Below are 13047 nucleotides of genomic sequence, written 5' to 3' on the forward strand. Positions count from 1 at the left end.
AGCGTAGCGCGCGGCGTGCGTGCGCCATTGCGGCCACAATGGCTGCTCGTTCACCGACAAGGAGCGTTCCATGACCAGCCCTAACTTGCAATCGAGCAATACCCTGCTTACGGCCGACGGCACATTGATCTACTACAAGGACTGGGGCAGCGGCCCGCCCGTCGTCTTCAGCCACGGCTGGCCGCTGTCGGCCGACGCGTGGGAAGACCAGATGTTTTACCTGGCCTCGCGCGGCTACCGCGTCATCGCGCACGACCGGCGCGGCCATGGCCGCTCGAGCCAGCCGTTCGACGGCAACGACATGGATACCTATGCCGACGACCTGGCCGCCCTGATCGACGCGCTGGACTTGACGGGCGCCACCCTCGTCGGCCACTCGACGGGCGGCGGCGAAGTGGCGCGCTATATCGGCAGCCATGGCACCGGGCGTCTGGCTGGCGCGGTGCTCGTGGGCGCCGTGCCGCCGCTGATGCTGCAAACCACGGAAAACCCGCTGGGCTTGCCGCTATCTACGTTTGACGCCATCCGCGCCGGCGTGCAGGCCGACCGCAGCCAGTTTTTCCAGGACTTGAGCGTGGCCTTCTATGGCTACAACCGGCCCGGTGCGCAGCCGTCGCAGGGCGTGCGCGACGGTTTCTGGCGGCAGGGCATGCAGGCGGGCATGCCGGCTTCCTACCTGTGCATCAAGCAATTTTCCGAGACAGATTTTACGGCCGACCTGGCCAAATTCGACGTGCCGACCCTGGTGATCCATGGCGACGACGACCAGATCGTGCCGATTGCCGCCTCGGCGCGGCGCACGGCCGAGCTCATCATCGGCAGCAAGCTGCTCGTGTATGCGGGCGCGCCGCACGGCCTGGCGACGACGCACAAGGACAGGCTGAACGAGGACTTGCTGGAATTTTTGCGCCACTCAGTCGATGCGGCAAGCAATATCGAGGCGCATCTGTAAAGTAATCGAATCTATTGCAAAACATATAATATTGCTTGGTTTTTGCACCAATTGCGTGCGGATCGCCGATTTTTCTGCGTTTTAGACTGCAAAAAATGGCGTTCTGCCGCCCCGTTCCACCCGGTAAGGTCCAGTAAAGAGTAAACTAGCGGATACACTCTTTCGCATTGGGCGATTCGAGCGAACTTGTGAGTGATTTCATGTCTGATACACCAATTTCCTTATTTTCCGACCTTAACCTGAGCGAGCCGCTGATTCGCGCGCTCAAGGATGTCGGTTACGAAACACCGTCGCCTATCCAGGCGGCCACGATTCCATTATTGCTCGCGAACCGCGACGTGTTGGGCCAGGCGCAAACAGGTACGGGTAAGACCGCCGCCTTCGCCTTGCCTATCCTGTCGCGCATCGATCTGAAACAAAGCTCACCCCAAGCCCTGGTCCTGGCACCGACGCGCGAACTGGCCATCCAGGTCGCCGAAGCATTCCAGGTGTACGCCGCGCACATTCCCGGCTTCCACGTGCTGCCGATCTACGGCGGCCAAAGCTACGGCCCGCAGCTGTCGGCCCTGCGCCGCGGCGTGCACGTCATCGTCGGCACCCCAGGCCGCGTCATCGATCACCTGGACAAGGGTTCGCTCGACCTGTCCAAGCTGAAAACCCTGGTGCTCGACGAAGCCGATGAAATGCTGCGCATGGGCTTTATCGACGACGTCGAACGTATCTTGAAAGAAACCCCGGAAGGCCATCAAACGGCGTTGTTCTCGGCCACCATGCCTTCCGTCATCAAGCGCATCGCCACGACCTACCTGGTGAACCCGGCCGAAGTGACGGTCGCCGCCAAGACGGGCACGGCCGACAACATCCGCCAGCGCTACTGGCTGGTGTCGGGCATGCACAAGCTCGACGCGCTGACCCGCATCCTGGAAGCGGAAGCGTTTGACGGCATGATCATCTTCGCCCGCACCAAGCTGGGCACGGAAGAGCTGGCCGGCAAGCTGCAAGCCCGCGGTTTCTCGGCTGCCGCCATCAATGGCGACATCCAGCAAGCCCAGCGCGAGCGCACGATCCAGCAGTTGAAAGACGGCAAGATCGACATCCTCGTGGCAACCGACGTGGCCGCCCGCGGCCTGGACGTCGAGCGCATCAGCCACGTCGTCAACTACGACGTGCCGCACGATCCGGAAAGCTATACCCACCGCATCGGCCGCACGGGCCGCGCCGGCCGCAGCGGCGAAGCGATTCTGTTCATCACCCCGCGTGAAAAGAACTTGTTGAAAGCCATCGAACGCTCGACCCGCCAACCGATCGGCATGCTGGAACTGCCAACGATCCAGGCCGTCAACGACGTGCGTATCGCCAAGTTCAAGGAACAGATCAGCGAAACCCTGGCCCTGGGCGAACTGGAGCAGTTCCAGTCGCTGATCGAAGATTTCGAACGCGAGCAAAACATTCCCGCCATCGAAATCGCCGCCGCCCTGGCGAAGATGGCGCGTGGCAATGTACCTCTGCTGCTGGACAAGAACAAGGCGCGCGAACAAGCCACGTGGCAAGACGACCGTCCTGCGCGCCAGGACCGTTTTGACCGCCCTGAGCGCAATGACCGCTTCGAGCGCAATGACCGTTTCGATCGCAACGAGCGCAGCGAACGTCCGGCCTTCCCGAAAAAAGAACGCATCCAGCGTCCTGCCGACGCCGGCATGCAGACCTTCCGCATTGAAGTCGGTCATCAGCATGGCGTGAAACCGGGCAATATCGTGGGCGCCATCGCCAACGAAGCGGGCATCGATTCGAAAAACATCGGCCGCATCGAAATCTATGACGACTACAGCGTCCTGGACTTGCCGGACAGCATGCCGAAAGAATTGCTGGACCAGCTGAAAACCGTGTGGGTCGCGGGCCAGCAGCTGCGCATCAGCCGCGACGGCGACGCGCCGGACCTGGCGCCGCCTGCCGCGCCGCGCAAGCCGTTCGCCGCCAAGTCCGCGCCAGCGTTCAAGGATACGCCAGCGGATGCGGGCGACGCAGCCCCCGCGCCGCGCGCGCCGAAGAAGGAACGTCCACGCCCTGGCGTGACGGCCTACCGCATCGAAGTGGGCCGCGAACACGCCGTGACGCCAAGCAACATCGTCGGCGCCATCGCCAACGAAGCGAACCTGGAAGCCAAGCATATCGGCCGTATCGATATCTTCGACAACTTCAGCGTGCTGGACCTGCCGGAAGGCATGCCGCCGGAAATCCTCGACCACCTGAAATCGGTCGTGGTCTCGGGCCAGAAGCTGCGCATCAGCCTCGATGACGGCACGACGGAGCGCAAGCCGGCACCGCCGCGTCCGAAGTCTCCTCCCCGTAAGACTTACAAGTAAGCCATCCCCACGGGCGCTCCGGCGCCTGTGTCGCGGATTGGAGACATATCTTCCACTGGCGCGTTCGCGCCAGTTTTTATTTTCCCTCAAGAAATGAATATTGTTGCCGCGTTATGGTTGGCGGCAGGCGTCGCCATGCTCCGGCCATTGCGCCAGTTTCCTTGCGCCTTTTTATCGGCGCATGCGCCGTATTTATTAGCTGTCGCGCCAACAAATAATTTTTTATTAATTATTGTATCTGTGTTCAATTTGAATTTTGCATTTCAATAAAATCAATCAAGTTGAATCAAAGTAAATTATAAAACATAAATGAATTAACTTTTATCAAATTGTTTGACCAGTGTCACTGTCACCTGGGCGATATGTCATGGGTGCTTGATGTGGTATATTGTTTTTATGTTTTTGTTATGCTAGTTGAAAAAAATAGAGGAGCGACGATGCGGGTCAATACGCCAATCACGCAAAATGAATACGTATTAAATGAAGGCATGACGATTGTTTCCACGACGGATTTACAGGGAAACATCAATTACGCCAATCAGTATTTCATTGAAGTCAGCGGCTTTTCGGAAATGGAATTGCTGGGTGCGCCACAGAATATCCTGCGTCATCCCGATATGCCGGCCGAAGCGTTTGCCGACCTGTGGGACACCATCAAGACGGGCATGCCATGGACCGGCATGGTCAAGAACCGCTGCAAGAATGGCGATTTCTACTGGGTCTTCGCCAATATCACGCCCGTCATCGAAAACGGCCGCCCGATCGGCTATATGTCCGTGCGCACCAAGCCCACGCGCGAGCAGATCAACGAAGCGGCAGCCCTGTATAAAAGTTTCAAGGACGGCAATTCCGCCAGACTGGCGATCCGCAATGGCCGCATCGTGCGCCAGGGCTGGGCCGCCAAGCTGGCCGAGTGGCGCAAGCTGAGCCTGTCGCAAGACCTGGCCCTGCATTGCATCGTCTTTGGCGTGGTGCTGGCCATCCTCGGCTGCGCCGTGTGGAATATTGATGGCGACACGAGCACGGCCACGCGCACTTGGCTCAGCGGCGCTGCCGCCGCGGCCGTGGCGCTGATGCTGTATTTCTGGGCCCACCTGCACAATTCCCTCGTCGCGCCGCTGGGCGACGCCATCACGGTGGCGCGCAAGATGGCCGGTGGCGACTTGACGGGCGTCATCGACAAGGTGCGCGACGACGACATGGGCCAATTGATGGCGGCCTTGCGCCAGACGAATATCAATTTGCACAGCATCATCGGCGACGTGCGCGCCAACTTCGAGGATATCCGCATCACCACGGCCGAGATCGCCACGGGCAATATGGACTTGTCCAGCCGCACGGAATCGCAGGCGTCCAGCCTCGAACAGACGGCGGCCAGCATGGAAGAGCTGACGTCGACGGTGCAAAACAGCGCCGACCATGTGGACACGGCCAACAAGCTGGCGGCGCAGGCGTCGACCGTCGCGGCCAAGGGCGGCACCATCGTCAGCGAAGTGGTCACCACGATGGATGAGATCAGCACCTCGTCGCGCAAGATTCTCGATATCATCGGCCTCATCGATGGCATCGCCTTCCAGACGAATATCCTCGCCTTGAACGCGGCCGTGGAAGCGGCGCGCGCGGGCGAGCACGGCCGCGGTTTCGCCGTCGTGGCCGGCGAAGTGCGCAGCCTGGCGCAGCGCTCGGCAACAGCGGCAAAAGAAGTGAAAAACCTGATCGACCATTCGATCGCCACCGTGAATGCGGGCAGCGTGCTGACCAGCAATGCGGGCGCCACCATGACGGAAGTGATCGCCTCGGTAGCCCGCGTGACGGAAGTGATGGACGAGATTTCCTCGACCACGCGCGAACAGAACCAGGGCATCGGGCAAGTCAACCAGGCCGTCATCCACATGGATGGCATCACGCAGCAGAATGCGGCGCTGGTGGAGCAGGCTGCGGCGGCCGCCACCAGCCTGGCGCAGCGCACCGACAGCGTGGCCCAGTCGATCGGCATCTTCAAACTGAAGGCCTCGCCCAAGCGCAAAACGGCTGGCGTGGGACGCAGCGTGGGGGCGGGCGTGGCGGCAAGGGCCTTGCTGAAGGCACGCTAATTACCCCAACGGCGAAAGGCCGGGGTCCGTCACTGCGTGACCGGAATGCTTCCCATTGGGAGCATTCCCCCCAGTTTGCTTTTGGGGTACTTTTACTGCTTCACCCGATACACCTCTCCGCTGCGCACCTTCTTCACTACCCCATCCCTGCCAAACAACATCACGTATTCTCCCTGCGCGCCCGAGGCGGCCGGGTAGGTGTACATCCACACTTCATTGCCGCTGTCGAAGCGGATGGACGTGCTCTCTCCCAGCGCCGCGCGCACCTGTTCGCGCGTGCTGCTGCCTGCTTGCACCGTCTGCTCGAGGGTAGCGTAAGGCACGTCTTTGCTTGCCTGCAAGGCGCGCGTGCCGGAGCAGGCGGCCAGCAGCGCCAGCGCGAAGACAGCGAGCCACTTCATGGCGCCACCTCGTCCATATAGTTAAATTCCAGCAGGGTGTCGTCGGGCCAGCTGCTATCCCACAGGGGCGCGTAATACGTGCGGTCGAGCAAGACCTGGCAATCGCAATAGGGCAGCGAGGCGGGCGTCTGCTCGCCGCCCGCGTACAGCATCCTGAACGGCAACGCCAGGCGGCGCTCGCCATGCACGAGAGTCACGCCGAACAGGGGACGCTCCGTGAAAAACAGATAATTGCCGTCCGGCTCGGAGCATGCTTTATCCGTGCTGTAGAGCATGCTGGACAGCCAGGCGATGATTTGCGGGTCGTTCGAGATCAGGCCCGAATCCATGCCGGCGCGGCATTCCAGGCGCAAGTCGCCCAGGCGCCGCGTGCCGGGCGGCAAGCCGGGCGTGATGACCTGCGCGCGCCAGCTCATGGTCGTCGCCTTGCGGTTGGCGATCAGCACGGCGTCTTCGCGCGCGGCTTGCGCATTGCGCACGGGGGCAAAGCTGTTGTCCTCGGCCAATGGTAACGGGATGCTGACGGTGTCGCCGGCGATGCGCAGCTGCACGCCCCTCATGTCCACGCCGGGCTGGCGCGGCAGCAGGCGGAAGCGCAGGCTCGCTTGCGGCGCCAGCGCACGGTCGCGCTCGAAGCGGTCCACGCCCTGCAGCATCTTGCGGTACGATTTATCGACGGGGTCGCGCGTGGCGTCCACCTTGACTTGCGGCACGGGCGCGGTTTGCGCGAGCGCAAAAGTTCCGGGAAGCAGCAATGCAAGCAGGAGGAAAAGGGTAGCCATGCGGCCATGCTACGCCGATTCCGCGATGCGCCACGCACGCGTGGTTGTCAGTATTGCGTGGATTTGCGCGCGTCGCCACGCACCTGCTGCGCCGGGTATTTCTGCGCGTTCAGTTCCATCTTTTCCAGCACGGCCGCGTGCAGGTCGACGCCGCTCTTGTCGGCCAGGCGCACCAGATACATCAGCACGTCGGCCAGCTCGTGGCGGATACCCGCGCGCTTCGCTTCGTCCAGTTCGGCATCCGCACCCGTGGGCAGCCACTGGTAGTGCTCGACCAGTTCCGCCACTTCCACGGACAGGGCCATGGCCAGGTTTTTCGGCGTGTGAAACTGGTCCCAGTCGCGCTCGGCGGCAAAGGCGCGCAGGCGCGCGCGGATGTCGAGCAGGCTGTCGGCTGGCGCGTTCATGCTGCCACCTGCAGCGATTTTTCCATGAAGACACTGAACGGATCGTCCGGATAGTCGCCGTAGGGTCCGCGCCGCTGATAACCGTGGCGCGCGTACAGGGCGATGGCCTCGGGCTGGTGGATGCCTGTTTCTAACGTCAGCAAGCGGCAGCCGCGCGCCAGCGCCTGTTCTTCCAGCAGGGCCAGCAGGCGCTTGGCCAGCCCCAGGCCGCGGCTGTCCGGGTGCACGTACATGCGCTTGACCTCGCCGAAATCGGGCGTGACGACGATGGCGCCGCAAGCGCGCGCCGCGCCGGCCGCATCGCGGGCGACGGCGAACAGCAAGGTATCGGACGGCACGGAGGCCAGGTCCAGCGCATACGCGCATTCGGCCGGATACAGCGTCTGTTGATAGGCATCAAGCTCGGCGATCAGGGTTTGCACGTCGGCTTGCTGTGGCGATTCCAGGCGGATGGTCATGGGGAAATCAAGTGGATGAGATATTCCCCATGGTATCACTGCGGCCGCGCCAGGCGCATCGTCAGGCCGATGGGCGACATCACAAAGCCCATCAGTTCCTGCGCCTCGCCGCCATCGGGCGTGTCGACGCCGGCGATGTCGAAGCTGCCCAGCAGCATGGCCATGGCGATCTTGATTTCCAGCAAGGCCAGGTAGCGGCCCGGGCATGTGCGCAGGCCGGCGCCGAAGGGCATCGAGGCGCGCTTGTTGTTCGTTTCGCCGCCTGCCAGCCAGCGCTCGGGCTGGAAGGCCTGCGCGTCGGGAAAGTGCGCATCGGACACCGTATCGTTGCGCATCACGCACCACACGAGGGTGCCGGCCGGCACGGCGATGTCGGCGATGACCGTATCGCGCAGCGCTTCGACGGGCAGGAAGGGCGCCACCGGTTTCAAGCGCATGGCTTCGCTGGCGCAGGCGCCCAGGTAGTCGAGGCTATCCATCTGTTCGATGGTGAAACCGGCCACGTCGGGCGCCAGGCGCCGCACTTCCTCGCGCGCCCGCGCCAGCGTGTGCGGATTGCATTGCAACAGATAGATCATCCAGGATACTGTGTTGGCCGTCGTGTCTTCGCCCGCCAGCAGCATGGTCAGCACGTTGCCGGCCACGTTGCGGTCCGTCACGCCGCTGCCTTCCAGGTCGGCGGCGGCGATCATCGCTTCGAGCAGGTTGGGCGGACGCTCGCGGCGCGCCGGGTCGCGCGCCATGCGCGTGCGCGCCTGCTGCACCAGGTCGGCCACGGCGGCGGACAGGGCCGCCACGTCGCGGTCCAGGCGCCGGTCGACGGGCAGCTTGACGTAGCGCCAGTACGGAAACATCGACAGGCTGCGCCGCGCCACGGCGGGCAGGATGTCGTCCATGTGGCGCTGGATCACGTCTTCGCCCGATTCGAGCGTGTTGACTTCCGTGCCGAAGGCCAGGCCGGCGATGATGTCGACCGTGTAGCGTTTCAGGTCGCCGTCCAGGTCGATGGCCTGGCCTTGCGTGGCGGCCAGATGCCAGCGCCGTTGCAGGCGCTGCGCCACCGTCACCAGGGCCGGAAAATACGCCTTGATGGCGCCGGGCGCCATGCCGGCCATGACCATGCGGCGCTGGTTGCGCCATTCCGTGCCCTCGGCCAGGAACAGGCCGGGGATGCCGCCCATTTCCTCGGAGACGAGGAAACTGCTCAGGGGCCGGCGAAAACCGTCGGGCCGGTCGCGCAGCACGGCACCGACGGCCTCGCTGTCGGCCACCACCAGCACCAGGGTGCGGCCGAACCAGGCGCGCATGTAGGGGCCGTAGCGCCGCACCCACTGTTCCACGTCGCGGTGGATGCGCGCGAGCTTGATTTGCAGGCTGTTGCCGACGATGGGCAGGGCGAATGGCCCCGGCAAGCGGCGGATCTGGCGCAGCGGCGCGGTGGTGGCGGGCGCGGCGGCATGGTCGAGTGGCGGCATGAACATCTCCTGTCGATACGGTGAAAGTACGCGGATTGCTTGCAATAATGGCCAGACTCTACGCGATCGCGGCCCGCTTGTATTGAATGAATACGACATCGCGTGCGGCCAGAAATTGCCGGTACAATCGTCGCCATGCCTGCCGCTCCTACGCCCTTGAGCCTCCTGATCGCGCCGCGCACCGTGCTGGCGTCCTGCGTGCGCGCCTTTCTCGTGCGCGACACCACGGGCTGCGCACCGTTGCCGCCGGCCCAGCGCCTGAACCGCTTTCCCGCCGCGCCCATGTGCAGCATCATCTGGACCGTCGCCGGCGACGTGGAAGCGGCCGCGCCGGGACTGTCGCTGCCGGACGTGCGCATGCCGCCCGCGCTGTTCGGCGGTCCCCGTTCGTACCCGCTGGTCAGCTACAACCCCGGCCCCGTACATTCGTTCATCGTGATGTTTTATCCGGCCGCCCTGCATGCGTTGACGGGCGTATCGATGGATGCCTTGCTGGACCAGTTTCGCCCGCTCGATGCGCTGTTCGATGCCGACTGGCTGGCCTTGTCGGACGCCGTGCTGGCCGCGCCCGATGACGCGGCGCGCATCGCGCTGGTGGAAGATTTTCTCGCGCCGCGCTGGCAGCTGGCGCGCAAGAACGGCGACCATCCTGCCGGCGCCATCCAGGACTGGGTACGCCGCCTGGGCGTGCAGGCGGCATCGACGGGCCTGGCCAGCGGCGCGCGCAATATCGAGCGCCGCATCAAGGCCTGGGCCGGCCAGCCCATGCGCACCTTGCGCCGCATGCGCCGCGCGGAACAGTCGTTTCTCGACGCGCGAGAGTCCATGCTGCAAGGCAACGCTGCATGGAGCGATATCGCCGCCGAGGGCGGCTACGCCGACCAGGCCCACCTGTGCCGCGAAGTGCGCGCCATCACGGGCCTGAGTCCCACCGAACTGGCACGCGCCAGCCGCGAAGATGAAAGTTACTGGATCTATAGGATATGGGCGTAATCCGGCCGGTGGTGATGTCGGATTACGCGGCGTACCGCCGCTAATCCGACCTTGTATTATTCCCTTCATGCCGTTCGTGATATTGCGAACGGTATCGACCGCTGTCAAAATCTTGGTAGGCATATCAAGACCGGGTAACTGGATGCCGTATCCGCCCTTAGGCTTCGAGCCAGTTTCGTAGATCTCGCACCAGTTACCCATCCTCAATGTCAAGATCGGACAGTATCTTTGGCACCGGCATGCCGGTTAGCCCGCATTCACAAGGTAGATCGCAAGAGGAGCACAGCATGTTTAATCTGGGAATCGACGTTGCCAAGGCAAAGCTCGACTGCGCGCTGCGCCTGCCCAATGGCAAGCATCGTAACAAGGTAGTAGACAACAATGACAAAGGATACACCGAGCTGCACGCATGGCTACTCAAGCATGAGGCCGGCAGCCCGCGTGTGTGTATGGAAGCGACCGGCACCTACTGGGAAAGGGTGGCCGAATATCTGGCGGGACGGGGCATGCTGGTCAGTGTCATCAATCCGGCGCAGATCAAGGCCTTCGGCGCTTCGCGCCTGGTGCGCACGAAAACGGACAAAGTCGACGCGCAGCTGATCGCCGACTTCGCCCATGAACGCCAGCCCGAGCCATGGCTGGCGCCGTCGCCGGCCGAACAGGCACTGCGCGCCATGGTGCTGCGCATGGAAGCCTTGCAAGCCATGCGCCAGCAGGAAAGCAATCGGCTCGATGTGGCGCGTGCAGCGGTACGCCAGGGCATCGTCGATCACATCACCTGGCTCGATGGCCAGATCAAGGAACTGATCCGAGCCATCAGACGGCATATCGATGACGACCCGGATTTGCGCGGCAAGCGTGAGCTGCTCGACACCATTCCTGGCCTCGGAGAGCGGACAATTCCGGTGCTGCTGTCCTACTATGCCAATCCCGAGCGCTTCGACAGCGCCAAGCAAGCCGTGGCGTTTGCGGGACTCGACCCGCGCCAGCACGAGTCTGGTTCCAGCGTACGTGGCAAGCCACGCATGTCGAAGGTCGGCCATAGCTTCCTGCGCAAAGCGCTGTACATGCCCGCCATGGTGACCGTGTACCGGACAGCCTGGGGCAAGCGCTTTGGTCAGCGCCTGCGTGCTGCTGGCAAGGCAAAGAAACTGATCATCGGCGCCATGATGCGCAAGCTGGTGCACGTGGCATTCGGCGTGCTCAGGTCGGGAAAAATATTTGATCCGACCTTGCACGCCGCTTGACGGGGATAACAGTATCTACCCGTGGTGGCGAGTGGTGATGTCTGCCGAATATGGGCGTAATCCGACAACATGGTTGGCGTGGCCCGGTGATGCCGGATTACCGCTCGCTGTACACCTTGCCCTTTGACAGGGTCACTTCATGGTGCCCCGCGCCGGGCGCCATCATGGGGAAGCAGTTTTCCTCGCCGTGCACGCGCACGTCGAGGAAGTAGGGGCCGCTTGATGCCAGGCAGGCCGCCAGCGCCGCGTCGAGCTCGTCGCGCCGGCTCACCGTGTGCGCCTGCCAGCCGAAGGCGCGGGCCAGGGCGACGAAGTCGGGCAGCGCTTCCGTGTAGCTGTGGCTGTAGCGCCCGCCATGGATGAGTTCCTGCCACTGGCGCACCATGCCCATGTAGCCATTGTTCGACAGCACGACCTTGACGGGCAGGCGGTGCTGCACGGCCGTGGCCAGTTCCTGGATATTCATCAAAATCGAGGCGTCGCCGCTGACGCACACGACGCACTTGCCCGGATGGGCGATCTGCGCGCCGATGGCGGCCGGCAAGCCATAGCCCATGGTGCCGGCGCCGCCCGAGGTGAGCCAGCGGCGCGGCTGCTCGAAGCGCAAGTGCTGCGCCGCCCACATCTGGTGCTGGCCCACGTCGGTGGACACGATGGCGTCCTGTCCATCCAGGGCCGCCTGCAGCCGTCGCATCAGCGCCTGCGGCGCGATCACGTCAAGCGTGTCGTCGAACGCCAGCGAGTCCTGCGCGCGCCAGCCATCGATGCGCTGCCACCACGGCTGGCGGTCCGCCAGCAAGCGCCCGCGCAGCTGCGCCAGCAGGGCGGTGAGCACGGGCGCGCAATCGCCGCGCAGGGCCACGTCGGCGCGCACCACCTTGCCGATCGACGCCGGGTCGATATCGACGTGGATGATTTTCGCGCCGGGACAGAAGGCGTCCAGCCTGCCAGTCACCCGGTCGTCGAAGCGGGCGCCCACGCAGACGATCAGGTCCGCATGGTGCATGGCCAGGTTCGCTTCCAGGGTGCCGTGCATGCCCAGCATGCCGAGGAAGGCCGGGTGCGAGGCGGGAAAGGCGCCCAGTCCCAGCAGGGTCAGGGTGCACGGCGCGGCGGCCAGCTTCACCAGCTGCTGGAAAGCGGCGCAGGCATCGAGGCCGGAATTGATGAGGCCTCCGCCGCCATAGAACACGGGCTGGCGCGCGTTGGCGATCAGGCTGGCGGCCCGTTCCAGGTCAGTGCTGTCGGGCAGGGGGACGGCCACTGCGGCGGCGGACGGCAGCGGCGTGTTGCCCGCGACAGGGGCCAGCTGCATATCCTTGGGAAAATCGATCAGCACGGGGCCGGGCCGGCCTTGCGTGGCCTGGATAAATGCTTCGTGCACGACGGCGGCCGTTTCCTCGGCCGCGCGGATTTGCCGGTTCCACTTGGTGACGGGGCGCGAAATGCCCAGCGCGTCGCATTCTTGGAAGGCGTTCGTGCCGATGCTGGTGGTGGCCATCTGGCCGCTGATGCAGATGACGGGCACCGAATCGCACAGGGCGTCGAGCAAGCCCGTGGTGGTGTTGCTCATGCCGGGGCCGGACGTGACGAAGACGACGCCGGGCCGGCCCGTGCTGCGCGCATAGCCTTCGGCCGCGTGCACGGCCGCCTGTTCGTGGCGCACCAGCACGTGGCGCAAGCGCGGTTGCGCGTGCAGCGCATCGTACAGGGGCAGCACGGCGCCGCCGGGATAGCCGAAGACGGTGTCGACGCCCAGGGCCAGCAGGGTGTCGATCAGGGTGCTGGCGCCGTTGCGCGGCGCAAGATCGTGGGCGGGGGCGAGGAGGGGAGCGGGATCGGGTTTCATGGCCTTATTTTCTGCCTGATGCGGCAG

General features: G+C 63.9%; 12 protein-coding genes. 5 read left to right on the plus strand and 7 right to left on the minus strand.

Annotated elements, in window-relative coordinates; genetic code table 11:
- Positions 1–70 precede the first annotated feature (70 nt).
- Positions 71–952, plus strand: a complete 882-nt coding sequence (locus CLU90_RS21445) for an alpha/beta fold hydrolase (RefSeq protein WP_100428878.1) — start codon at positions 71–73, stop codon at positions 950–952.
- 200 nt (positions 953–1152) lie between these two features.
- Complete coding sequence (locus CLU90_RS21450; protein ID WP_100429533.1) at positions 1153–3315, plus strand: DEAD/DEAH box helicase; 2163 nt, start codon at positions 1153–1155, stop codon at positions 3313–3315.
- A gap of 86 nt (positions 3316–3401) precedes the next feature.
- On the opposite strand, the gene CLU90_RS29415 is transcribed toward CLU90_RS21450, so the two are convergent.
- On the minus strand, positions 3402–3563 hold the full coding sequence (locus CLU90_RS29415; protein ID WP_157808876.1) for a hypothetical protein: 162 nt from the start codon (positions 3561–3563) through the stop codon (positions 3402–3404).
- 189 nt (positions 3564–3752) lie between these two features.
- Between CLU90_RS29415 and CLU90_RS21455 the strand changes: the two genes are divergently transcribed.
- The gene (locus CLU90_RS21455; RefSeq protein WP_100428879.1) at positions 3753–5408 is read left to right on the plus strand and encodes a methyl-accepting chemotaxis protein; all 1656 of its coding nucleotides are present in this window, start codon (positions 3753–3755) and stop codon (positions 5406–5408) included.
- A gap of 92 nt (positions 5409–5500) precedes the next feature.
- Here the strand turns inward: CLU90_RS21455 and bamE are convergent, their stop codons facing one another.
- The 5 genes from bamE to CLU90_RS21480 are packed head-to-tail and all read right to left on the minus strand — an operon-like array spanning position 5501 to position 8931.
- Positions 5501–5809, minus strand: coding sequence for an outer membrane protein assembly factor BamE domain-containing protein (bamE, locus tag CLU90_RS21460; RefSeq protein ID WP_100428880.1), 309 nt, complete (start codon positions 5807–5809; stop codon positions 5501–5503).
- Positions 5806–6591, minus strand: a complete 786-nt coding sequence (locus CLU90_RS21465) for a hypothetical protein (protein WP_100428881.1) — start codon at positions 6589–6591, stop codon at positions 5806–5808. The genes bamE and CLU90_RS21465 overlap by 4 nt, the downstream gene beginning before the upstream one ends.
- Positions 6592–6638: 47 nt before the next feature.
- Positions 6639–6998 (minus strand): nucleotide pyrophosphohydrolase, encoded by a 360-nt coding sequence (locus CLU90_RS21470; RefSeq protein WP_092718918.1) that lies wholly within the window; start codon positions 6996–6998, stop codon positions 6639–6641.
- Entirely contained in the window at positions 6995–7456 is a 462-nt protein-coding gene (locus CLU90_RS21475) for a GNAT family N-acetyltransferase (protein ID WP_100428882.1), read from the minus strand. Before CLU90_RS21475 ends, CLU90_RS21470 begins: the two co-directional genes overlap by 4 nt.
- A 35-nt stretch (positions 7457–7491) precedes the next feature.
- Entirely contained in the window at positions 7492–8931 is a 1440-nt protein-coding gene (locus tag CLU90_RS21480; RefSeq protein ID WP_232731288.1) for a cytochrome P450, read from the minus strand.
- Positions 8932–9066: 135 nt separating this feature from the next.
- Here CLU90_RS21480 and CLU90_RS21485 point away from each other — a divergent pair, with 135 nt between their 5' ends.
- Together CLU90_RS21485 and CLU90_RS21490 are read left to right on the plus strand one after the other, a co-directional pair.
- Positions 9067–9924: a helix-turn-helix domain-containing protein gene (locus CLU90_RS21485; protein ID WP_232731289.1), complete on the plus strand. Its 858-nt coding sequence runs from the start codon at positions 9067–9069 to the stop codon at positions 9922–9924.
- A 287-nt stretch (positions 9925–10211) separates the two neighbouring features.
- A complete protein-coding gene (locus CLU90_RS21490; protein WP_100427598.1) occupies positions 10212–11171 on the plus strand; it encodes an IS110 family transposase in 960 nt (319 codons plus the stop codon).
- Positions 11172–11268: 97 nt separating this feature from the next.
- On the opposite strand, the gene ilvB is transcribed toward CLU90_RS21490, so the two are convergent.
- Positions 11269–13020, minus strand: a complete 1752-nt coding sequence (gene ilvB / locus CLU90_RS21495) for a biosynthetic-type acetolactate synthase large subunit (protein WP_100428885.1) — start codon at positions 13018–13020, stop codon at positions 11269–11271.
- Positions 13021–13047 lie beyond the last annotated feature (27 nt).

This window comes from Janthinobacterium sp. 67 (assembly GCF_002797895.1).
In the GTDB taxonomy this organism is placed as follows: domain Bacteria; phylum Pseudomonadota; class Gammaproteobacteria; order Burkholderiales; family Burkholderiaceae_D; genus Janthinobacterium.